This window comes from Candidatus Phycosocius spiralis (genome assembly GCF_030158815.1).
GTDB classification, from domain to species: domain Bacteria; phylum Pseudomonadota; class Alphaproteobacteria; order Caulobacterales; family Aquidulcibacteraceae; genus Aquidulcibacter; species Aquidulcibacter spiralis.
In genome coordinates, this window is record NZ_BPFZ01000001.1 from 169,967 (window position 1) to 191,926 (window position 21,960).

The window sequence follows — 21,960 nt, forward strand, 5'->3', positions numbered from 1 at the left end:
CCAAAGTTCGTGATGATGCCCGTGATGGCGCTACCAAACGAAATGTCCTAACAAATGAGTCTAAGATTTGCTTTGGAACAATCTTGCCTTCTCAATTGCGCGGTACGGTGTTTGGTGCAACTGGTCATTATGTAACTTTATCAAGTCTCAACAGTCGACGGGCCCATGAACAAGCTTCAACTTTATTATTTTTATCAGTTGGTGCCAGTTATTTCACTCATCCTGATAGGTTTGACCTTGATCGCCCTTCTGACTCAAAGTTTGTCGCAATTGGATTTATTGTTTGAGCGCGGCCAAAGTGCGATGACGTTTATCGGAATATCATTTTTGGCAACCCCGCAAATTATGGCTATTGTGATGCCTGTTGCTTTATTTTTGGCTGTTGCTTGGACCTATGGACGACTACATCAGGATAATGAGATCATCGTTGCCTATAGCAGTGGTTGGACCTTATGGAAGGTTGGTGAGCCTGCTTTTCGCCTTGCTGCCATGGCTTGTCTTTTTACTTTGGCTGTTAACCTATTTGTTCAGCCTTTGGCTTTGCGCGAAATGCGCGAGCGCTTGTTTGCTATACGAGCGGATTTTGCAAGCTCCATCGTTCGCGAGGGGGAGTTTCGTTCAACAGTTAACGGTTTAATGGTTTATGCCCGCAAGATTGACCGTAACGGTACGCTTTCAGGGATTCTGATTTCAGATACAAAATCACGATCGCAGCCCGTGATGTATGTCGCCCAACGTGGAACAATTGCCAAACTCGCTTCAGGTCCAGTGATCTATTTGCAGAATGGATCGGTGCAGCGCAAACTAGCAGATGGAAAAGTTGAGATTGTTGGTTTTTCTAGCTATATGCTTGAACTTAAAGGATTTGCTGATGAAAGTGCCGAATTATTTTATAAGCCATCCGATCGATTTTTATCCCAATTATTGGTCCCAGATCTAACCTATTACTGGGACCGGGACCATGTTGGGGATTTGTTGGCAGAAGCCCATCGCCGATTAGCGGGACCGATCATTTGTTTTTCAGCGGTCGCGTTAGCCCTGTTGGCAATTTTAGGTGGCCCGTTTTCGCGTCAAGGCTATGGCGCACGTGTGGCTTGGTCATTTGGAGGGCTAATCATCTTATTGCTCAGCTTTACAGGCTTACTACCAAGCGTAGCCAATCAGCCATTTCTCGCCGCTCTTTTTTATGTGCTGCCACTTGGGGTGCTGTTCTTTGCAACAAAGCCCATGCGTGTGCCGATCCGCGATCTCAAGCCAAATCGAGTTGGCAAAATTGCGGGACTTTTCTTACCTAAACGCTCAGATTTTCAACCGAAAAGGGGGAAGGCTAATGCTCTTTAGCCGTCTCGATCGCTATATATTCAGTCAAACTTTGATGGGTATATTGGTGGCAGCAGGTGGGGTGTGTTTATCGATCATTCTTGTCGATATTGTTGAGCAATTACGCAATCTTTCTGGTCTTGCTCATGCCACATTGACCACCGCCTTGAAATTCACACTCATGAGAACCCCCGGTATTCTTGAGCTTGCCTTACCTTTTGCAGTTCTGGTGGGATCGATTGTAACCTTTATGCGACTTGCCCGTAGTTCACAGATCGTGGCCCTTCGTGCTTCTGGGGTTTCGACTTGGCGTTTCTTAAGCCCTGTCGCGGTTTTAGCTGCCTTACTGGGCTTGTTTGCAATTGGCATTTTAAGTCCTGCCGCTGCGCGCTTGAATTTGGCCTATGAGACACAATTACAAGCCATTTCTATGGTTTCTGCCACCCGAACCGGTGTCGGCCCAAATTCCATGCTTTGGCTCCGTGATCGAAGTGAGCAGAATTATTACACAGTTGCAGCTTCATCAGGTTCAGACGGAAAGTATGAAAAAGTAACCTTCTTTGTCTTTCGTCAAACAGATGGCAGTTTCTTGGCACGCTATGACGCACAAACAGGCTATCGAACCCATCAAGGATGGACACTCAAATCAGGAATAGAAACATCAATTGGCAAACCATCGCAGTTTTTTTTAGAACGCTTCTTTCCCATCATGGCTGAGCCAATAGATGAAAACCGCACCCATGAGGCAGCGATACGTGCCATACCAGTTTGGGATTTGCCAGGGACTGCACGTAATGCAGAAGCCGGTGGTGGCTCTGCACAGCGTTATTGGCTTCACTTTCACCGAAAACTAGCTTTGCCCCTTGCCTTAGTATCCATGGCGATGATTGCTGCGGTATTGTCATTGAATAGCGAACGCTTTGGTCAGAGAGCCATAATGGCGGCAGCGGCGATTGCAGCGGGCCTTGTTGTCTATTTTGTTAATGACATTTCTGGTGCTTTGGCCACCGCGGGATATGCATCCAGTTGGATTGCCGCTTGGTGTCCCCCATTTGCAGCTTTGTTTATCGCCCTTGCCACCATATCCTTTCGCGAAGATGGATGAAACTGTCCAGTAGACGCCATCAGCATTGCTCTTTACATCTATCCAAGATCGCTGGCCCAATAAATTTATAAGGATGAAGCATGTCACGCGTGATGCACCATCACCTTTTGGTCCTATCGCTCACAAACCTTCTGGTACCTGATCTTGCACAGGCCCAGTCTAACCCCCCCTTAACTAGCCCCACCTTAGCCTCAAGCACGCCAGCCCCCTCAAATCAAACCTCCTCTAATCTGGCACAGATAGATGACCCAGTTCTATTGGAAGCGGATTCAGTGGAACAGGGTGATGAGGCAGGGGTATTTATGGCTAAAGGAAATGTAACGGCAAAACATAAAGGCCGTACGGTGCAGGCCGATCAGATCATCTATAACCAAAAGACAGGTGTTGTTACTGCGAGTGGTCATGTAAAAGTCTTTAATGCCGATGGTTCTAGCACATTTGCCGACGAATTGAGCTTAGAGGATGATTTATCCACAGCGGTGATCGGTTCGTTCGCATCGCGATTTGCAGATGGGTCAACCTTGGCTGCTAATGCGGCAGTAAGCCGTAAGGGTGACCGAAAATATTTATCTCAAGCCGTATTCACGGCGTGTTCAATCTGCACGATCGGTCACTCCAAACCATCATGGATTATTCGGGCACGCCGCGCCATGCAAAATGAGCGCGCCCAATTGGTATCCTACAATGATGTTGTTTTTGAAGTGAAGGGCGTCCCGGTTATCTATGTTCCTTATTTTGCTCACAGTGATCCAAGTGTCGGGCGCCGATCAGGTGTTTTGCAGCCAAAACCTGGTGAGACATCACGCAACGGGTATTTTGTTGAAATCCCCTATCTTCAGGTACTCGACCCCTATTCAGACCTAACACTAACCCCATTGATCAGCCAATACATTAACCCTGTGCTTTTATTGGACTATCGGCGCAAGTTTTACTCAGGCAGCCTTGATTTGAGTGGCTCGATTACACGCGAAAAGTTTTTTGGCAAACGTGGGGAAAAAATTGGTACGGCCGATTGGCGGAGCCATTTGTATGGTAATGGATCTTTCAAAATCAATGATTTATGGAAGTGGGGATTTACCGCAGAAACAGCAAGCGATGATCTTTACTTGTTTCGTTATCGCTTTGGTGAAACGAGCCCACAATCGGGATTGATACGACCCCAGCCATCGCGTCTGATGTCACAGATTTATCTTGAGGCGCAGGGAGGACATTTCTATGCACGTACCCTAAGTGCCGCATTTCAAGATTTGATTCCAGGAGATAGGCGCAAAAACGTCCCCAAGATCGTTCCGTTAATCGATGGCACCCATCAATGGCTCATTGGCCCCATGCATGGGCGTTTGGATGTTTCTGGTACGGCAGTGTCCTTGCAGCGAAGCGAGGGTCGTCTTGATTCCATTCGGGCCAATCTAGGGGCTAATTGGCGGGGAAGCCAAATCATTGCAGGGGGGGTCGTCTTCGAACCATCAGCCTTTTTGCGCGGCGATTATTTCAATTACAGTGCTGGTACCAACAGTGGTCCAATTGCAGATAATCCCCTGCCCGCTGAAACATTTGGCCGCGCCGTGGGTTCTGCATCCTTGGAGCTAAAATGGCCCCTATTTCGAGCTGGGAAAGATCTTAATTGGAACCTTGAACCACAGTTTTCCTTAACGACGGCCAGTCAAGATCGACAGAAAGATCGCATAAGGGTTGAAGATGCCCAAGGATTTGAGATGGATGCAACCAGTGTGATGCGTCCCTTAGGGGCGGCAGGAACCGATTTATGGGAGCCCGGCAATCGGCTGAGTTTAGGTGTTCGCACTGGATTTGACCTAAAACCTCCTCAGTCTTCGGCTGTACCCCCGTTGCGCGCAACAGCCTTCCTAGGTCGACGTATTCGTGCCCAAGACAGCCTGAATTTTTCGCGGGCATCTAATTTAGACAAAAAACTGTCCGATTGGGTAACTGATTTTTCCATAGAAAATGGGGCATATGCCAGCTTGAATGGTCGATTCCGGATCGACGCTGATACAGGCAAAATCACCCATTCAGAAGCCAGCGGACGTCTAAAAGTTTGGCGGGCAGAAGGGACATTGCGCTATCACGATTTTGCTAAATTTTCGGCCGATCCCACCCGTGCAAACAAAGAGCTGCAAGGTACGTTCACGCTAGAACTCACCAAGAATATCAAATTGATGGGCACTCTTTTCCGTGACCTGAATAGCAACACCAATCTTCGTTGGGCTTCAGGTCTAGCTTATCACGATGATTGCACGGATGTTCGCGTGTTTTATGAAGAAATCGGCACTCAAAATCGCTTTATCGAACCCTCTTATTCCATTCGATTTCAAATCGCTTTTAGAACCCTTGGCGAATTGTCAGATGGCCCTTTTAATTGATAATCAACTGCCTAAAGATCGACAAAATTGCTGTGCATTGATTTGATGCTGATGATTACGTTGGTCATGAACGTGTTTCAGGCTAAGAGGCAGCACCAGCTTTCGAACATAAGCGCGATAGCGCACGGAGTGAATAGAATGAGAAAATGGACAATCGCTGCCTGTGCAGGCGCACTCGCACGTGGCGCGATGCTTGCACTTTGTTGTGCGATTTGGTTTCAACCTGAAGCCAGTTGGGCTCAGGCACGTCCATTGAACGAGGGTTTGGCCGCAGTGGTCAATGATCAACCCATCACTAGGCTCGATGTGCGCCAACGCGTCCAATTCCTCATCGCTACCTCAGGCGCGCAACAAGTCACACCCGAATTGATCCAAAGTGCGACCTCGGCCGCTTTGAACAGCCTGATCGATGAGCGTTTGCAAATGCAAGAAGCAGCTAAGTTTAAAGTAGAGGTACCAGATCGTGAAATTGATCGCATCTTAGCCAACCAAGCCCGTCAGAATGGCTCGACTCTTGACAAGTTTTTCCTTGACCTAGGCGAAATTGGGGTTTCGCCACAAAGTTATCGCGATAAAACCCGTGCTGAAGTGGTGTGGCAGCGCATCGTTAGCGGCCGCTTTGGTTCACGCGTGCGGATCAATCGTGATCAAGTGAAAGCAGCACTTGATCGAATTTTAGCTAACACAAACAAGCCACAATACCTAATATCTGAGATATTTCTTGAAGACGAAACACCTCAATCTGCTCCCCAAACCTTTGAAGGCGCCAAAACGCTGGTGCAGCAATTACGAACCGGTACACCTTTTCAATTGATCGCACAGCAATATAGCTTTGCTCCCTCTGCCTCCACGGGTGGGGATATGGGCTGGATTACATTAGGCGAACTTAAAAGCGAAGTCGCCCATATTGTCGAAAAACTGCCACCTGGAACCATCAGTGATCCGATCGTGGTGCCAGGAGGGGTGATGATTGTTTCCGTACGTGAAAAGCGCGAACCAAACCCCCCTAGGTCAAAGCTCAAACTCAAGGAAATGTCACGAACAGTGCCAGTGGGAGCTGATGAGACTGTGTGGCGGCGTGCCGAACAGGCGGGACGTTTAGCCAGAGATTCCTTGAAAAACGGGTGTGAAGGTGTGAACCGTGCCGCCAAACGCGGCTCTATGGAAGTTGTAGATTTTGGTGAAATTCAAGACGATGAATTGAGTGAACCTTTTAAAAGTCAGGCACTGAACTTGTCCAATGGTCAAGCAAGTGAGGTTTTTAGATCCGATAAGGGAGTTCATGTTTTGGTGCTTTGTGAGCGCGAGACGACTGGCAACGATATTCCAACCCTCGATCAGTTAGAGGATCGCCTCTATGAGCAAGAATTGTCCTTGATCGCCCGGCGATATCTGCGCGACATTCGCCGCGAAGCGGCGATCATTCAGCCCTGATCACGTGCATAGGCCCCTCGCCTCGAACACGCGTCCCATCGCCATCACCATGGGCGATCCTACTGGCATCGGGCCTGAAGTAACGGCAAACGCGTGGTTGGCGTTACGGGGTGGATCCGAAAGTTTTTGCGTTTTAGGCGATCCGCGCCTTTATCAGGATGTGCCAACCCAAGTCGTCCCCGATATATCCGAAGCGCCCGCTGTTTTTGACAAGGCATTGCCCATTTTAGCTGGGTTTACCACAAAAGCCTGCATGCCGGGCCATCCCCATGCTCACCATAGCAAATTGATCCTGAAATCTATTGAGTTGGGCGTTGAGTTGGTTGCACGCGGCGAAGCGAAAGCTCTGGTGACCGCGCCGATCGCAAAATCGGTTTTGCTGGAAGCAGGCTTTACCCATCCAGGCCACACCGACTATTTGGGCGAGCTTACGGCGCAAATGCCTTTTAAAGAGACCCGTGGTCCCATCATGATGCTGTGTGTTGAGGGGTTACGCGTCGTCCCAGTCACAGTGCATTGCGCGCTTGCTCAGGTATCAGCGCGCCTCACCAAGCAGTCAATTGTCCATGCGGCCCTTGTGACCCATGAAGCGCTCAAGCGTGACTTTGGCTTAAGCACACCCCGCTTGGTGATTGCCGCTTTAAACCCTCATGCAGGGGAAAATGGGGCCTTTGGGGAGGAAGAGAGCCGGATCATTGCGCCAGCTGTTCAAGAGTTAATGGCGCGCAGCATCAATGTGACTGGCCCTGTGCCCGCTGACAGTTTGTTTCATGCCGACGCGCGCGTCAATTATGATGCTGTGATCTGCATGTACCATGATCAGGCCTTGATCCCCCTTAAAACCCTAGACTTTTGGGGCGGGGTCAATGTGACTTTGGGCCTTCCGATTATCCGAACCTCGCCCGATCATGGCACAGGCTTTGACATTGCAGGTCGTGGAATTGCGCGGGCTGACTCGATGATCGCAGCCATACAGCAAGGGGCACGCATGGCCAATTGGCGTGCACGCGCATGAGTAGTGACCTTAGGCAAGCTTTAGAGGCCAATGATCTGTTCGCAAAAAAGAGCCTTGGTCAGCACTTCCTGCTTGACCTCAATCTAACAGGGAAGATTGCGCGTTTAGCTGGTATCCAATCAGGCGAGACTGTTTTAGAAGTGGGGCCGGGCCCGGGCGGGCTAACCCAAACCTTGCTCGAAAGCCCAGCAGCCCAAGTCATTGTGATTGAAAAAGATGCCCGCTTTGTTGCCCACCTCAAAGAATTTTTTAAAAGTTACGGCGACCGTCTGATTGTGATCGAGGGCGATGCGCTGGCCATGGATGAGGCTTCGCTGTTGCGCAAGTATGAAGCCAAAGGTGCCGCCCGCCTCATTTCAAACCTGCCCTATAATGTCGGCACACCTTTACTGGTCAAATGGCTCAAGGCTGGGGATTGGCGAGGGCCGATGTGCTTGATGTTTCAAGCTGAAGTGGCAGAGCGTATCTGTGCGCGGCCAGGACAAGGTGCCTATGGCCGCTTAACGGTGCTTACCGCAGCCCGCTGTAACGCCCGTTTGGCCATGGCGGTACCCCGCCTTGCCTTTGTGCCGCCCCCACGCGTGGAAAGCGCCGTTGTGGTGCTTGAAAACCACGACCACCCGTATGCTGATTTAGCGGCGTTGGAGCATGTCACAGCTCAGGCCTTTGGTCAGCGCCGTAAAATGCTGCGCGCCAGTCTTAAGGGCTTGGGGGATTGTGAAGCACTATTGGCACAAGCCCACATCGACCCAACTGCCAGGCCAGAAACCGTCCCGCCAGAAGCGTTTTTCGCGCTGGCTAAGGCGTGGCGGGGGGTAGCTTTGTAGAGATTTTTTTCACGTCATATCCAGACCCAAGTCGTCTAAAGGCCTTATTGCTACTGTTTATCTTTACCTGGCTTTATCCAACGTAACTTTACATTCACGAATGGGCCGTCTTCATAAAGGCTTTTTGATACATCGCCGGCGCCGATTTCCAGCCAAACATTTTCATACAGCCTTACACTGTAATTGAGTGAATAACGGAAAAATTTTTCGTCAGTTAGGCCTGACTTGTCGAAGCTTCTCCAGTTATGAGATAATGTTATATCTGCTTTCCATGTTTCTTGGGCGAACATCGCTTGTGCTGCAAGGATACCCACATTTGCGTCTGCTTTCATATCCTTTGCATATTCTATTTCCTGTTTTGGGACCAACTTACCAAACAGGTTTAAGAAGGCAGTTTCTGAAAGTGGGTAGTTATAGCCTACCCAAGCTGACAATCCAGCATCTTTCAAGTTCCCTAATGAAGTTGAATCGCTATGAAAAGCTTGTCCTACGCCAACATACAAATCAGGTTGCGTTTTAAATGCGTCTCTAAGGATTTCAAAGCACTTCTCCCTACTGGATTGGGCTGCCGTCATGGCCGGTTTAAATGCCGCCACCTGAGATGGAGCTTGATTGATAATCTCTAAGAGGGTGGCTCCAAAAATGTCTCTATCATCTTCTAGGACCCCTTGGTTTTTGAGCCGGTATATAAATTCTTCCTTCAGGGCAGTTGGGGTAATGCCTCCTTGTGCCCTCTCCACCAGTAGAGCAGCAATTTGCTTTGCAGGAATTTCCAGTTTTAAAGCACTGCTTTCCTTAACGGCATCAGCAAGCCAAATCATATCGGCATTGGTGAGCAACGGGGGAGGCGATGTTAAGGGTGCCAAGGCATTCTTGACACAGTCTAGGTGAGCTCTATTCGTTCTTGGGTCTGTATTATCAAAAACACTGGATTGAAACCCTAGGCCAAGTCTCGCTTTTTTCTCTTTCTCTCCGATCGCGAAACTGAACTGGGACCGCGAAAGCATCCGCTCAAACGCTGAGGTCTTCTGCGGATCCAAGAAATCATCAATGGTTCTCTCACGTCCAAAGATTGTCCAATAGGGCTTTAGACTTACGCCGAAGTCTAAAGTTCCATTCCCTGAACCCATATCAACATATAAGTCAGCCCCCACGCTACTTCCGACCACGTCGGATCCAGATTTACCGATAACCGCAAAAGCAGGAATCGATGGCAAAGTCCGCGCAATTTCGTAGCGAGGTACGTTTTTCTCTCCTTCTGAATGAATTTCATACAGTGTGTCGGAGCCAGTTTGAGGTTTCCTTTCGCCAGCTAAGCTCGGAGTCGATAAAGCAGCGCCAAACAGCACAAACACAGCAGAAATGAACGTAAGAAATGAAATATTTGCTTTGTAACACTTCCACATCATCAAAGTCCTCTGAAGTTAAGAACGACTTGAACATAAAAAATGGCGGTACTATAGTTACCTGAGATTACTATAGGGCTCCCAGTCCAAGATTTACCAACCGGAAGTATCAGTCTTTGCTCAATCGATGTACGGTCAAATGCAATCGCAACGCTGTAAGGCGTGCCTTGTGGAACTGCATTACCTCCCAATGGGGTAACAGCAAGCTTCAATAGGATACTAACGCCATCACCCCCGCCTGCGATACTGGCGCTTGGTCGGATTTGGAATGTTGCAGTGCCGAGCCCATTTTGACCCGTGACATTTGTATTATCGGCGCGATAAACGTTTGCGGAAAGTCCGGCACCATGGCCCGCTGACATTGTCATTTTAAAAGGCTGCCAAGGAAGCTGATCACGCAAAGCATATTGCAGAATTTTATTCGAAACATCTGACATTGGTAGATTCTTTCAAAATAACCAATAGTTACAACACACTATGCAAATCTAAGCAGCATAAATGTTGCTTGGTAGGTAACAAAGGTTACTCAAATCTACTCAATTTATTATATCCGTCAAACTGAAAAACAATTATAGGTACTAAACGTGTTACCTTTCCAGAAGTTGGAAACCTCTTGCTTTAATTGTTCGCCCCTCTTCAAACCCCCGCCATTACCTTTGCAACCATCATAGGATCGTAGGCCAAAATCGGCGCTAGCCAACGCTCGATATCGCTTAGCTCCATCCCTTTGCGGATCGCATATTCACAGACTTGATCGCGATCAATGCGGCCGACACCAAAATATTCCGCTGCTGGATGGCTGAAATAAAGCCCGCTGACGGACGAGCCGGGAAGCATCGCCATGCTCTCGGTGAGCTGCATACCAATTTTTGCTTCTGCATCCAAGATACGGAATAATTGCTGTTTTTCGGTATGATCAGGCTGCGCGGGATAGCCAGGTGCCGGGCGAATGCCGCGGTATTTTTCAGCCAAGATATCGTCAACACTTAGCTGCTCATTGGGTGCATAGCCCCAATATTCCCGACGCACCAATTCATGCATGCGCTCCGCCAAGGCTTCGGCCAGGCGGTCGCATAGCGCCTGGAATAAAATTGCCGAATAATCATCATTTGCTTCTTTAAAGGCCATAGTTCGTTCGCGTTCACCGTGTCCGGCGGTGACGGCAAAACCACCTAACCAGTCGTCATGGCCTTCAGGGGCGACAAAATCCGCAAGCGCTAAATTGGCACTGCCCTCACCCTTAATCATCTGTTGACGCAGGGTGTGGAACGTGGCCTCGCGGTGCTGGCGGCAGTCATCGTGCCAAAGTGCAATATCATCGCCGACACGGTTAGCCGGCCAAAACCCAATGACGGCTTTGGCTGTGACCCATTTTTCAGCAACCATTTTGTCCAGCATGGCGCAGGCATCGGCATAAAGGGGCTTAGCAGCCTCACCGACAATCTCGTCTTCCAGAATGGCCGGGAAGCGGCCATGCAATTCCCAAGTCGCAAAAAACGGGGTCCAGTCGATCAGGCCAACAAGATCGTCCAAGGGATAATCTTCAAACACGCGCGTGCCCAAAAAGGACGGCTTAGGTGGCTGGTAAGACTTGAAATCAAGCTTCAAGCCATTCGCGCGGGCGGCTTCAAGGGTAGCGCGTGGGCGCTTATCTTGGCCAGCAAAGTGGGCCAAACGGGCCCGTTCTTGATCTTCGCGGGTTTCCTGAATGAAGTCTTGACGGTCGTCACCCAATAGCTTTTGGACGACGGGTACAGCACGGCTTGCGTCGGGTACATAAAGAACTGGGCCCTTGTAATTGGGTGCGATTTTGACGGCCGTATGGGTGCGTGATGTTGTGGCCCCGCCGATCAGCAAAGGCATATCGCCAAAGCCTTGACGCTCCATCTCGCTGGCAACCCAGCACATCTCATCCAAGGACGGCGTGATCAGACCAGACAGGCCGATGATGTCGCACTTATGCTCGCGCGCGGCTTCAAGAATTTTCTCGCAGCTCACCATGACGCCCAAGTCCACAACGTCAAAGCCGTTACATTGCAGAACGACCCCAACAATGTTTTTGCCAATGTCATGTACGTCGCCCTTGACGGTGGCCATCAGCACTTTGCCCGCAGCTTGATCTTGCGTGCCCAAGCGCTGCTTTTCTTCTTCCATATAAGGCAAGAGATGAGCCACAGCTTGTTTCATCACGCGGGCGGATTTAACCACTTGGGGCAAAAACATCTTACCAGTGCCAAATAGGTCCCCCACCACATTCATCCCGTCCATCAACGGGCCTTCAATCACATGCAGTGGTCTATCGGCTTCCAAGCGTGCGGCTTCGGTGTCTTCAACGATAAACTCGGTAATGCCATGTACCAGGGAGTGGGACAAACGTTCCCGTACCGGGGCTTGCCGCCACGATAGGTCCTTAACTGCCGCCTTTTGCCCCTCTTTACCGCGATAGATTTCAGCCGTGTCCAACAAACGCTCAGTCGAATCTGCGCGACGATTTAAAATGACGTCCTCGCAACGCTCGCGAAGTTCTGGGTCAATGGAATCGTAAACCGCCAATTGCCCAGCATTGACGATCCCCATATCCATGCCTGCCTTAATAGCATGGTAAAGGAAAACCGCATGCATGGCTTCGCGTACGGGTTCATTCCCTCGGAATGAGAAGGAAACGTTGGAAACCCCGCCAGAAACATGGGCATGGGGTAAGGTTTCACGAATGATCCGCGTCGCTTCAATAAAGGCGACCCCATAATCATTATGCTCTTCAATCCCTGTAGCGACCGCAAAGATATTGGGGTCAAAAATGATTTCTTCTGGCGGGAAGTCGAGCTTGTCGCGCAAGAGATTATAGGCGCGGGTGCAGATTTGGACCTTACGGTCAACAGTGTCTGCTTGGCCCAGCTCATCAAACGCCATGACCACCGCCGCAGCGCCATAGCGCCTTACTTTTTTGGCTTGCTCTAAAAATAGGGCTTCACCCTCTTTCATCGAGATGGAGTTTACGATCGGCTTGCCTTGGGTGCATTTAAGACCTGCTTCAATGATGTCCCATTTCGAGCTGTCGATCATCAAAGGCACTTTAGCGATATCGGGCTCAACCGAAATCAGGTTCAAGAAGGTCGTCATCGCCTTGACGCCATCAATCAGTGCCGCATCCATATTGATGTCGAGTACATTGGCGCCACTCTCAACCTGCTGGAGCGCAATCGCCAATGCAGCGGTATAATCATCATTCTCGATGAGCTTACGAAATTTCGCCGAACCGGTCACATTGGTTCGTTCGCCAACGATAACGAAATTTGCGAAGGGGTTAACCGAGGAGGTCATTGGCACACTTTTCTTAAGATTTAATGGCGTTTAGCGCTTGGACGGAAGGATATCTAAAAGTTTAAGAACAGAGGCTCGCCAAGCTTTGAAGTCAGCGGGATCCGCTTCTTGCCAAAGCTGAAAGAGCTCACTGCTTTTTGAGATCACCGCAGTCAAAGCACTTCTGGCTTGGGCTGCTAAGCCGCCAGTTGGAGCAGGAAGCCTTTCAATGATCATAATTATTCGCTTCGGCAAGCCTAGCGACGTAGGTCCCTGTGGCGTCGCTGTAAGTAGCTTGCCCGCGAAGACGGCTGAAGCCGCAATTGCGATTGATCCAACATCTACCTCCAAATAATCGCCGCCAGCCACTGCTGCGGAAAGGGCCATCGATATGATCTCCCAGCTCGGGGCCGCCTCTAATTCGATTGCCCAATCCATTGCATCATCATTTTCGAAATACCCAGTTCCCCACGCGCCCATTTCTCGACTCCAAAAGATGTCTTTGAATTTCCATGAAACAGCACTTCGAAGTTTAACAGCTAAGGCTGATTGCAACACTAATCTCACGCTGCTGCGGTAAAGGGTTCAAGGCCTGAAAGCCTTAAAGCGGTTGGTATGGCCGGCGCAACCCTGGGCTTGCCTTGGCTAGCTGCGTGCGCGATATGGCGGATGTGGTCGGGTGTCGTCCCACAACATCCACCCATGACATTTACAAGGCCTTCTTGCGCCCATGGCGTCATGGTTTGGCACATGTCGTCGGGGCTCTCATCATAGCCGCCAAAGGCGTTTGGCAAGCCCGCATTGGGATAGACTGAGACTTTACACGTCGCCACGCGCGCCAGTTCGGCCACAAACGGGCGCATTTCAATGGGGCCAAGTGCGCAATTGAGGCCTATCGACCATGGCGATACGTGGCGCACGGCATTCCAAAAGGCTTCAACCGTTTGACCTGACAACGTGCGACCAGAACGGTCGGTAATCGTGCCCGACACCATGACAGGAACCGCCTCACCGCGTTCCTCTAGCACCTCACTAATGGCGTAAAGGGCGGCCTTGGCGACTAAGGTATCGAAGATCGTTTCAACCATCAAAAAATCAACGCCGCCGTCTAGAAGGCCGATGGTTTGCTCGCGATACGCAATCACCATTTCATCAAAAGATGCAGCACGATAGCTTGGATCATTCACATCTGGTGAGAGCGATAAGGTCTTGTTCGTCGGCCCAATGGAGCCAACAACAGCGCATGGACGCTCTGCTGTTTCAAACTTATCACAAGCTGAGCGCGCTACTTTGGCAGCAGCAAGATTAAGCTCATACACAAGTGGTTCCAGCGCATAATCGGCCTGACTGATTGTGGTCGCATTAAAGCTATTGGTGGAGATTAGATCCGCCCCTGCCGTCAAAAAAGCCTCGTGAATACCCGCAATCAGATCAGGCTTGGTAATCACCAATAGATCATTATTGCCCTTTAAAGGGTGGCTATGCTCGCCAAAGCGGTCACCGCGAAAATCGTCTTCTTCCAGTTTATAGGACTGGATCATGGTGCCCATCGCACCATCGAGAATTAAAATACGTTCACGTGCAATGTTTTCGATCTTATCGAAGCGTTCTTGGCGACTTTGAAAAATACTCATGCTGCGTCCTGGTCTTGAGAAGGGATCTTTATGCCGAGACGTCGGCACGTTGCTAAAGCTAATTCTGCGCGATTAAGCGTATAAAAATGAAACCGATCGACGCCTTCATTTTGCAGCTTCAGGCATAAATCTGCGGCAACCGAAGCTGCAACCATGTCGCGAACATCTGGGGTTTGATCCAGGCCTTCAAAGGCTTGGGCAAACCAATCCGGTACCGATGTGCCCGTCGCCCCTGCCATACGCAGATAACCAGATACGTTGCCTACGGCCATGATTCCAGGAAGAAGCGGTATCGTGATGCCTGCCTTCGTCGCCGCATCACGAAAGCGCAAATAAGGCTCGCCCTCGCAAAAAAACTGGCTAATACCACGCGTAGCACCCGCATCAATTTTAGCTTTTAGGACGTCAATATCGTGGCTCAAGCTTGGGCTTTCAGGATGTTTTTCTGGGTAAAAGCTCACCGACACTTCAAAATCGCCAATGCGTTTGGCGGCCGCTGTGACTTCGGTGGCATTGCGATAGCCATCTGGATGGGCTTTGAACGTCGTGCCCACACCTTCTGGCGGATCGCCACGCAAGGCAACAATATGACGCACGCCCGCATCCCAATAGGCTTGCAAAACAGCGTCAACTTCGGCCTTTGAGGCCGCCACACAGGTAAGATGGGCCGCAGGCTGAAGGCTTGTCTCCTCCAATACGCGCTTGACGGTTCGGTGCGTCCTTTCACGGGTGGAGCCGCCTGCCCCATAAGTGACGGAGACAAAATCAGGTGCCAAAGGTGCCAGCTTAGAGATCGCGTCCCATAATTTAACTTCCATCGCCTCGGTCTTGGGCGGAAAGAATTCAAAGGAAATGGCTAAATCAACCATCACGCAATCCTTGGTTCTTTGATTTTTACGTAATCTCGATTCCGCACCGCTTTCGGGTCTGTCGCTTTCCAAATCGTGACCGCAAGACCTGTTTCGCCAGCAACCGGTGCCACATGCTCCACCGAAAGAGTGGCAAGGCCAGCTTGTTCACACCAGTCCATCACTTCTTGATCGCCAAATCCTAACCGCCTATGGGCATGGCGTTCACGCAATTCTTCAAACCCATGTGGCGCAAAGTCTGCAATCAGCAAGGTCCCGCCTGGCTTTAGAATGCGCGCCGCTTCTTTGATCGCCAAAAAAGGCTCAGGCAAATAGTGCAGAACTTGGTGGATAGTCACCAAATCGGCGCTGGCATCATCATAGGGTAAGCCCAAAATATCAGCTTGGCGGACCGAAGCCTGCCCACTGCCAGAATTATCCAGCCGCGCCCGGGCCAAGGCTAACATTTTGCGGCTGGTATCCACACCTTCAGAGCGTTTCGCTTGGCCGGCAAACAATTCAATCATGCGACCGGTGCCAGAGCCTAAATCAATGTGTAAATCAAAGCGTTGATCGGTTACAATCTTGGTTAAAGCAGCTTCAACCGCCGCTTCTGGCTGATGCAAACGACGCAATGCATTCCATTCATCAGCTGCCGTTTCAAAATAGGCGCGCGCCAATTCTTCGCGTTGGGCTTGAACTTGGGCTAATCGATCTTGATCGCGCATCAACACGATATCGTCTTTGGGCATTTCTTCCAGTATGGCGCGCACTATACGTCCTGCCACTCGATCCGTGTTTAACCGGAAAAACACCCAAGCCCCTTCAGGACGACGTTCTAACAAGCCTGCTTCGGCCAATAATTTCAAATGCCTAGAGACTCTAGGTTGGCTTTGATTGAGGACAGTTGACATTTCCCCAGCCGCTAGCTCACCGCGGGCTAACAGAACAAGGATGCGCATTCGGGTTGGCTCCCCAATGGCGCGCACAATATCAACAATCTGGTCCATACTTGCTCCTAACATATAGATATAAACATATCTTTATATGTTCTGGCAAGGACTTTCTGCGCATAGCCTATCGTGGGGTCTTTGCGGTTAAGTCATTCGCCCATAAATATAAGCTATGAGACAATCACCGCCCATCATAGGCACTGTAGTCATTTATACAGATGGGGCATGTTCTGGAAACCCTGGACCTGGCGGTTGGGGTGCTATTTTACAGTTTAATGGCACGGAAAAGGAAATCTTTGGCGGGGAAGCCCAAACCACCAACAATCGGATGGAGTTGATGGCCGCCATCCAAGCGCTTGAAAGCCTCAGGCGCCCATGTAACGTCATAGTGGTGACGGACAGCCAATATGTCAAAAAAGGCATTACAGAGTGGATCCATGGCTGGAAAAAGCGTCACTGGCGCAAGGCAGATGGCAAGCCCGTAATCAACGCCGATCTATGGCAACGCTTGGAGGAAGCCTGTAAGGCGCACACGCTTGAATGGCGCTGGGTACGCGGCCACACGGGTGAGGTTATGAATGAACGCGCCGATCACTTAGCCCGCCAAGGCACTTTGTCCGTAAAGACCTAGAAGCTTGGAACCCCAGCCCGATCAGATATCGGCATATATATGGGTCTCTGCAGCCCCACCTTCATGGGTAACCGCACCCAAATAGGCGGGCCCAACCAATTTGGCGTATTTAGCGATCGCGCCAGAATTATAGTTGGTTTTTCGCGGCTTCCATGCAGCTTTACGCGCAGCCAAAACAGCTTCGGACACTTCAAGCTCAATTGTACCGGCTAGGGCATCAATGGCAATGATATCGCCATTCTCCACCAAACCAATTGGCCCCCCAACTGCCGCCTCAGGACCGACATGGCCGATGCACATGCCCCTTGTAGCCCCCGAAAAGCGCCCGTCGGTAATTAAAGCTACATCGCCACCACGACCTAATCCATAAAGAGCAGCTGTAGTGGACAGCATTTCGCGCATACCAGGACCCCCGCGTGGGCCTTCATAGCGAATAACGAGCACTTCACCGGCTTCAAACGCTTCGTTGGAGACCGCTTCAAAACAAGCTTCCTCACCGTCAAACACCCGCGCTGGTCCACGAAAAGTGAGTTGCTTCAAGCCTGCAATTTTCAGCATCGCCCCATCAGGGGCCATCGTACCCCAAAGACCCACCACACCGCCATTGGGTGTGATTGGGGCTTTCACCGAATGGATAACTTTTTGGTTGGAATTCCAAGTGATGGCTTCCAGATTTTCCCCCAAAGTTTTGCCTGTCACGGTCAAACAATTACCATCTATCAGGTTTTCATCCAGTAATGCCCGTAACAGCATCGGCATGCCGCCCGCTTCGCCCATATCTTTAGCGACATAGTGACCCCCGGGCTTCAAATCGGCGATCCAAGGAGTTAACCTAAATGCTTCGGCAACATCCTTCATCGTGAACTCAATGCCCGCTTCATGCGCCATGGCAGGCAGATGCAGCGCCGCATTGGTTGAGCCACCGGTTGCTGCCACCACAATGGCCGCATTCACAAAGGCTGCACGCGTACAAATCTGTCTTGGCCGCAGGCCTTGTTCGATCAAGTCAACCACCGCCTGCCCTGAAGCCACACCATACTGGTCTCGATCGAGATAAGTCGCTGGTAAGGAGGAGGATAGTGGCAAAGAAAGCCCGATCGCTTCAGCAACACAAGCCATTGTATTGGCGGTAAACTGGCCACCACAGGCCCCGTCACTGGGACAGGCATGGCGCTCAATCTCGCATAATTCTTCAAAATCCATCCGCCCGGCAGCATGGGCGCCAACCGCCTCAAACACCTCTTGAACCGTAATGTCCTTGCCCTTGTGACGGCCCGGTAAAATAGAACCGCCATAAAGAAAGACGCTAGGCACATTGAGACGCAACATCGCCATCATCATGCCTGGAAGGCTCTTGTCACAGCCAGCTACGCCAACCAAAGCGTCATAGGAATGGCCCCGCATCGAGAGTTCAACTGAATCGGCAATGACTTCACGCGAAACCAGTGACGAGCGCATGCCCTCATGGCCCATCGCAATCCCATCTGTGACTGTGATGGTACAGAATTCCCTCGGAGTTGCCCCCGCCTGTTTGACGCCAGAGGAAACTGCATGACCTTGACGCATCAGGGCAGTATTACAAGGTGCACTTTCATTCCAACACGTTGCCACACCAACAAAAGGGGCTTCAATCTCGCGCGTTCCAAGGCCCATGGCGTAATAATAGGAGCGATGCGGCGCGCGGGCGGCACCAAGCGTGACATGGCGGCTTGGCAGTCTTGATTTATCCCAGTTGCGATTGGTCATGGCGTATCCTCATTGAACAATAGCCTTATGGCGCGGGATTGAATTTTCGCAAGCTATGCGCCCGGTCTTCCCACACTGGCTTTGGTCCAATGATTTATCACTCGATTAATCAAGCTATCCTTTGTTTCGAGTTTTAAAGCCCTTTGCGACCATAAAGAGCTCCACACTTTCGGCTCGGCTCGAAGGTGGCTTGGCGTGGCGTACTTCTCTAAATGATTGTTTGAGCAAGCTTAAAATATGTGCTTCTGTACCACCTTGAAACATTTTGGTTACAAATGCCCCACCAGGCGCTAAAACCCGCATGGCAAAAAGCGCTGCGGCCTCAGACAGGGCTGCCGTTCGTAAATGATCGGTTTGCTTATGACCCACCGTATTGGCTGCCATATCGCTGATCACCAAGTCAGGGCACCCACCAAGCAGGTCAAGCAAATGGTCTTGCATACCTTCGGCCAGAAAATCGGCTTGGATTAGGGTTGCGCCCTCGATTGGGTCCATGGGCAATAAATCGATGCCCACTAAAGCTGCAGCACCTCGCCGCGCGACCACTTGGCTCCAACCTCCGGGAGCCGCTCCTAAGTCAATGACCCGGCCTTGATGGGGAATAAAATGAAATTTCTCATTCAATTCCAATAATTTATATGCAGATCTTGCGCGCCAACCGTCTGCTTTAGCCCTATGAACATAGGGGTCATTCAATTGGCGTTCCAGCCATCTTGTGGATTGGGCGGAGCGCCCTTTACCCGTTTTCACGCGGGCTGGGGTTGCGCGCGCGTCTGTTTCGCCCATATCGAACACAATGCGGCGGCGTCTCTCTGGCAGAGGCGACGGGGGTCCCTTTTTAGCCCATTTACCATTGTTCTTGCCATCACGCATTGAGGTATAACTTTCACTGCCGCCAATGCTGAGGATTGAGCATGGTAAGGATCAATCCTTCGCGCAAGCCGCGGTCTGCGACACGTAAGTGCCTGCTGGGCCATCGATCTAAAACTGCCTCTAAAATAGCGGCACCAGCCAAGACAAGATCGGCCCGATCAGGGCCTATGCAAGGTTCGAGCGCGCGCTCTGCTTTGCTTAAGGAAATCAATCGGTTGATCACTGTACGGGTATCGGCCTCACACATCCAGAGGCCATCGACCAAACGCCTTGAATAACGCGGTAAGTTTAAATGGACACCCGCTAAACTCGTGATAGCTCCAGAGGTTCCAACAATATGAGCTTTGCCCGATTCCAATAAAAATGTGAGTTCCGGAGGTGGTGTAAATCGTGCGATATGATCGCTAGCACAGCGTTTCATGGAGCGATACCAAACCTGTATTTCGCCAATTTCAGGAAATTGATCGGCAAGAGTAACCACACCAATGGGAGCTGAATACCAGCTTTCAAGCCTTGGCCACTGATTTGAGCCGCGATACAAGGCCCATGATAATTCGGTAGAACCACCACCTATATCAATCACCAGAGCACCAATCCCATCGGGATTGAATAAATCAGCACACCCAAGCACAGCCAATCTAGCTTCTTCTTGAGGGTCAATGATTTCAAAAGAAATACCGGTTATCCTAGTTAGTTCACGCAAAAAACTCGGACCATTTTTTGCGGCCCGGCAAGCTTGGGTTGCTACACAACGGATTTGATCTGGCTGATGACGCGCTAATTTTTTGGCACATGTGGTGATAGCCGCAATCGTTCGCTGCATCGCACGTTCTGATAAATGTCCTGTTAACGAAAGATTTTCCCCAAGCCTAACAACGCGGGAAAAAGAATCAATGACACGAAAGCCCTTGCTAGCCCTTTGGGCAACTATCAAGCGACAATTATTTGTACCTAAATCCAACGCGGCAAAGAGGCGGGCCTTTTGCCTTAAAGCCTCGTGAGTATTGAACAATTGTCTGGGATTAACTCCTGTAGGTAACTGAATAGCTTCATTTGCCTTTTCAGGCACTAACAAGGTGCCGACCATAGCCATGACCTCAACTCGCACCCAAAATTTGAGCGCACACCTTAATCGTATCATTAAAAAGCTTAAGGGCAATCTCTGCTTATGCGAAGCGTTAAGTCCTTGCACCATTGCAAGATCGTGCATAGGTTTTAACGCAGAGAAAGGAGGGTAAGTCGTGTTGGATCAAACCGCTAAATTTCGCATCGGGGAAGTCGTAAAGCATCGACTTTTTTCGTTTCGGGGTGTGATCTATGATGTTGACCCCCAATTCGCTAATACTGAAGAATGGTGGCAGGCAATTCCTGAAAACCTGCGGCCGCGAAAAGATCAGCCTTTTTATCATTTATTGGCTGAAAATGATGAATCTCATTATGTCGCTTATGTGTCTGAACAGAATTTATTGCGAGATACTTCTGGTGAACCAATCGAGCATCCTAGCGTCCATGAATTGTTTACGGGTTTTGATGGCACCGCCTATGTCCGAAAATCGGGCAGTGCCCTCAATTAAATCCTTGGCAAAATGGGATTGCTGCATGTGTGAAGGATAAATCTTTATGGCAAGTAGCAACGTCCTTTCTCGTCCCCCCAATATCCGCCCAGATTGGACCGTTGATCAGAATTGGGAGTCTTTTAGCCCAAGTGATCATGATCGCTGGAGGCGCCTCTATGATCGGCAAATGCAGGTGCTTGAAGGGCGCGCCTGCGACGCTTTCTTCCGGGGACTTCACGCCCTTGATTTACACGGCAACGGAATACCTGATTTTGCAATTTTGAACCGCCAACTAACTTCTAAATTTGGTTGGACAATTGTTGCTGTTCCCGGCCTAATCCCAGATGCTGTGTTTTTTGAGCATTTAGCTAATCGTAGATTTCCAGCAGGCAATTTTATTCGATCTGAAAGCGAATTTGACTATATTGAAGCACCCGATATTTTCCATGATGTCTTTGGACATATACCCATGCTGACTGATCGGGTGTTTGGTGATTATATTCAAGCCTATGGTCAAGGCGGGTTGCGGGCACTGAGCCTTAATTGTCTCGATTCTTTAGCCCGACTTTATTGGTATAGTGTCGAATTTGGTTTAATCAACACGGACAGTGGACCGCGCATCTATGGGGCTGGGATTTTATCATCTCCCGCTGAAAGCTGTTTTGCCTTGGAATCCTCGTCACCTCACAGAGTTGGTTTTGACCTGATGCGCGTGATGCGTACCTTATATCGCATAGATGATTTTCAAGAAATTTATTTTCAAATTAAGGATTTCAACGAGTTATTTGAGGCTACCTTGCAAGATTTTGCCCCAATTTATCAAGCTCTACAAACCTGTACAACTTTACAACCTGACACGATCCTTCCTTCAGACATTATCGTGCAACGTGGCGACCAACACTATCGCGACAGATTTTCAGTGACGATTTAG

The 21,960-nt window shown here is 50.1% G+C and carries 19 protein-coding genes; 9 read left to right on the forward strand and 10 right to left on the reverse strand.

What is annotated here, in order from left to right; all coding sequences use genetic code 11:
- Positions 1-165 precede the first annotated feature (165 nt).
- The 6 genes from PsB1_RS00810 (at position 166) to rsmA (ending at position 8,082) form a co-directional block, all read left to right on the forward strand.
- Complete coding sequence (locus PsB1_RS00810; RefSeq protein WP_284358475.1) at positions 166-1,341, forward strand: LptF/LptG family permease; 1,176 nt, start codon at positions 166-168, stop codon at positions 1,339-1,341.
- A complete protein-coding gene (locus tag PsB1_RS00815) occupies positions 1,331-2,425 on the forward strand; it encodes an LptF/LptG family permease (RefSeq protein ID WP_284358476.1) in 1,095 nt (364 codons plus the stop codon). The genes PsB1_RS00810 and PsB1_RS00815 overlap by 11 nt, the downstream gene beginning before the upstream one ends.
- Before the next feature lie 80 nt (positions 2,426-2,505).
- Positions 2,506-4,806 carry an LPS-assembly protein LptD gene (gene lptD, locus PsB1_RS00820; protein ID WP_284358477.1) on the forward strand — a complete coding sequence of 767 codons (2,301 nt, stop codon included), beginning with the start codon at positions 2,506-2,508 and terminating at the stop codon, positions 4,804-4,806.
- A gap of 138 nt (positions 4,807-4,944) precedes the next feature.
- Complete coding sequence (locus tag PsB1_RS00825; RefSeq protein ID WP_284358478.1) at positions 4,945-6,240, forward strand: peptidylprolyl isomerase; 1,296 nt, start codon at positions 4,945-4,947, stop codon at positions 6,238-6,240.
- A gap of 4 nt (positions 6,241-6,244) precedes the next feature.
- Positions 6,245-7,255 (forward strand): 4-hydroxythreonine-4-phosphate dehydrogenase PdxA, encoded by a 1,011-nt coding sequence (pdxA, locus tag PsB1_RS00830; RefSeq protein ID WP_284358479.1) that lies wholly within the window; start codon positions 6,245-6,247, stop codon positions 7,253-7,255.
- The gene (gene rsmA / locus PsB1_RS00835) at positions 7,252-8,082 is read left to right on the forward strand and encodes a 16S rRNA (adenine(1518)-N(6)/adenine(1519)-N(6))-dimethyltransferase RsmA (RefSeq protein ID WP_284358480.1); all 831 of its coding nucleotides are present in this window, start codon (positions 7,252-7,254) and stop codon (positions 8,080-8,082) included. The genes pdxA and rsmA overlap by 4 nt, the downstream gene beginning before the upstream one ends.
- Positions 8,083-8,132: 50 nt before the next feature.
- Here the strand turns inward: rsmA and PsB1_RS00840 are convergent, their stop codons facing one another.
- From PsB1_RS00840 to PsB1_RS00870, 7 genes are all read right to left on the reverse strand, one after another.
- A complete protein-coding gene (locus PsB1_RS00840; RefSeq protein ID WP_284358481.1) occupies positions 8,133-9,491 on the reverse strand; it encodes a hypothetical protein in 1,359 nt (452 codons plus the stop codon).
- Positions 9,491-9,925 (reverse strand): hypothetical protein, encoded by a 435-nt coding sequence (locus PsB1_RS00845; RefSeq protein ID WP_284358482.1) that lies wholly within the window; start codon positions 9,923-9,925, stop codon positions 9,491-9,493. The genes PsB1_RS00840 and PsB1_RS00845 overlap by 1 nt, the downstream gene beginning before the upstream one ends.
- A 199-nt stretch (positions 9,926-10,124) precedes the next feature.
- Entirely contained in the window at positions 10,125-12,809 is a 2,685-nt protein-coding gene (metH, locus tag PsB1_RS00850; RefSeq protein WP_284358483.1) for a methionine synthase, read from the reverse strand.
- Positions 12,810-12,839: 30 nt separating this feature from the next.
- A complete protein-coding gene (locus PsB1_RS00855) occupies positions 12,840-13,268 on the reverse strand; it encodes a DUF4259 domain-containing protein (protein WP_284358484.1) in 429 nt (142 codons plus the stop codon).
- An 83-nt stretch (positions 13,269-13,351) separates the two neighbouring features.
- Complete coding sequence (locus tag PsB1_RS00860; RefSeq protein ID WP_284358485.1) at positions 13,352-14,422, reverse strand: homocysteine S-methyltransferase family protein; 1,071 nt, start codon at positions 14,420-14,422, stop codon at positions 13,352-13,354.
- Complete coding sequence (gene metF / locus PsB1_RS00865; protein ID WP_284358486.1) at positions 14,419-15,291, reverse strand: methylenetetrahydrofolate reductase [NAD(P)H]; 873 nt, start codon at positions 15,289-15,291, stop codon at positions 14,419-14,421. Before metF ends, PsB1_RS00860 begins: the two co-directional genes overlap by 4 nt.
- Complete coding sequence (locus PsB1_RS00870; RefSeq protein ID WP_284358487.1) at positions 15,291-16,280, reverse strand: ArsR/SmtB family transcription factor; 990 nt, start codon at positions 16,278-16,280, stop codon at positions 15,291-15,293. Before PsB1_RS00870 ends, metF begins: the two co-directional genes overlap by 1 nt.
- Before the next feature lie 115 nt (positions 16,281-16,395).
- Here PsB1_RS00870 and rnhA point away from each other — a divergent pair, with 115 nt between their 5' ends.
- Positions 16,396-16,854, forward strand: a complete 459-nt coding sequence (gene rnhA / locus PsB1_RS00875; RefSeq protein ID WP_420887845.1) for a ribonuclease HI — start codon at positions 16,396-16,398, stop codon at positions 16,852-16,854.
- Between the two features lie 21 nt (positions 16,855-16,875).
- Here rnhA and ilvD read toward each other — a convergent pair whose 3' ends face one another.
- From ilvD to PsB1_RS00890, 3 genes are all read right to left on the reverse strand, one after another.
- Positions 16,876-18,600, reverse strand: coding sequence for a dihydroxy-acid dehydratase (gene ilvD / locus PsB1_RS00880; protein ID WP_284358488.1), 1,725 nt, complete (start codon positions 18,598-18,600; stop codon positions 16,876-16,878).
- 114 nt (positions 18,601-18,714) lie between these two features.
- Entirely contained in the window at positions 18,715-19,473 is a 759-nt protein-coding gene (locus tag PsB1_RS00885) for an RlmE family RNA methyltransferase (protein ID WP_284358489.1), read from the reverse strand.
- Positions 19,474-19,486: 13 nt separating this feature from the next.
- Positions 19,487-20,560, reverse strand: coding sequence for a Ppx/GppA phosphatase family protein (locus PsB1_RS00890; RefSeq protein ID WP_284358490.1), 1,074 nt, complete (start codon positions 20,558-20,560; stop codon positions 19,487-19,489).
- A 154-nt stretch (positions 20,561-20,714) separates the two neighbouring features.
- On the opposite strand from PsB1_RS00890, the gene hspQ reads away from it, so the two are divergent.
- A complete protein-coding gene (gene hspQ, locus PsB1_RS00895; RefSeq protein WP_284358491.1) occupies positions 20,715-21,047 on the forward strand; it encodes a heat shock protein HspQ in 333 nt (110 codons plus the stop codon).
- A gap of 46 nt (positions 21,048-21,093) precedes the next feature.
- On the forward strand, positions 21,094-21,960 hold the full coding sequence (gene phhA, locus PsB1_RS00900) for a phenylalanine 4-monooxygenase (RefSeq protein ID WP_284358492.1): 867 nt from the start codon (positions 21,094-21,096) through the stop codon (positions 21,958-21,960).

What these genes read in the sequence shown, in the direction of transcription:
- PsB1_RS00810 (WP_284358475.1), top strand. Translation starts at nt 166, where the DNA reads ATGAACAAGCTTCAACTTTATTATTTTTATCAGTTGGTGCCAGTTATT.
- PsB1_RS00815 (WP_284358476.1), top strand. Translation starts at nt 1,331, where the DNA reads ATGCTCTTTAGCCGTCTCGATCGCTATATATTCAGTCAAACTTTGATG.
- lptD (WP_284358477.1), top strand. Translation starts at nt 2,506, where the DNA reads ATGTCACGCGTGATGCACCATCACCTTTTGGTCCTATCGCTCACAAAC.
- PsB1_RS00825 (WP_284358478.1), top strand. Translation starts at nt 4,945, where the DNA reads ATGAGAAAATGGACAATCGCTGCCTGTGCAGGCGCACTCGCACGTGGC.
- rsmA (WP_284358480.1), top strand. Translation starts at nt 7,252, where the DNA reads ATGAGTAGTGACCTTAGGCAAGCTTTAGAGGCCAATGATCTGTTCGCA.
- PsB1_RS00840 (WP_284358481.1), bottom strand. Translation starts at nt 9,491, where the DNA reads ATGATGTGGAAGTGTTACAAAGCAAATATTTCATTTCTTACGTTCATT.
- PsB1_RS00845 (WP_284358482.1), bottom strand. Translation starts at nt 9,925, where the DNA reads ATGTCAGATGTTTCGAATAAAATTCTGCAATATGCTTTGCGTGATCAG.
- metH (WP_284358483.1), bottom strand. Translation starts at nt 12,809, where the DNA reads ATGACCTCCTCGGTTAACCCCTTCGCAAATTTCGTTATCGTTGGCGAA.
- PsB1_RS00855 (WP_284358484.1), bottom strand. Translation starts at nt 13,268, where the DNA reads ATGGGCGCGTGGGGAACTGGGTATTTCGAAAATGATGATGCAATGGAT.
- PsB1_RS00860 (WP_284358485.1), bottom strand. Translation starts at nt 14,422, where the DNA reads ATGAGTATTTTTCAAAGTCGCCAAGAACGCTTCGATAAGATCGAAAAC.
- metF (WP_284358486.1), bottom strand. Translation starts at nt 15,291, where the DNA reads ATGGTTGATTTAGCCATTTCCTTTGAATTCTTTCCGCCCAAGACCGAG.
- PsB1_RS00870 (WP_284358487.1), bottom strand. Translation starts at nt 16,280, where the DNA reads ATGGACCAGATTGTTGATATTGTGCGCGCCATTGGGGAGCCAACCCGA.
- rnhA (WP_420887845.1), top strand. Translation starts at nt 16,396, where the DNA reads ATGAGACAATCACCGCCCATCATAGGCACTGTAGTCATTTATACAGAT.
- ilvD (WP_284358488.1), bottom strand. Translation starts at nt 18,600, where the DNA reads ATGACCAATCGCAACTGGGATAAATCAAGACTGCCAAGCCGCCATGTC.
- PsB1_RS00885 (WP_284358489.1), bottom strand. Translation starts at nt 19,473, where the DNA reads ATGCGTGATGGCAAGAACAATGGTAAATGGGCTAAAAAGGGACCCCCG.
- PsB1_RS00890 (WP_284358490.1), bottom strand. Translation starts at nt 20,560, where the DNA reads ATGGTCGGCACCTTGTTAGTGCCTGAAAAGGCAAATGAAGCTATTCAG.
- phhA (WP_284358492.1), top strand. Translation starts at nt 21,094, where the DNA reads ATGGCAAGTAGCAACGTCCTTTCTCGTCCCCCCAATATCCGCCCAGAT.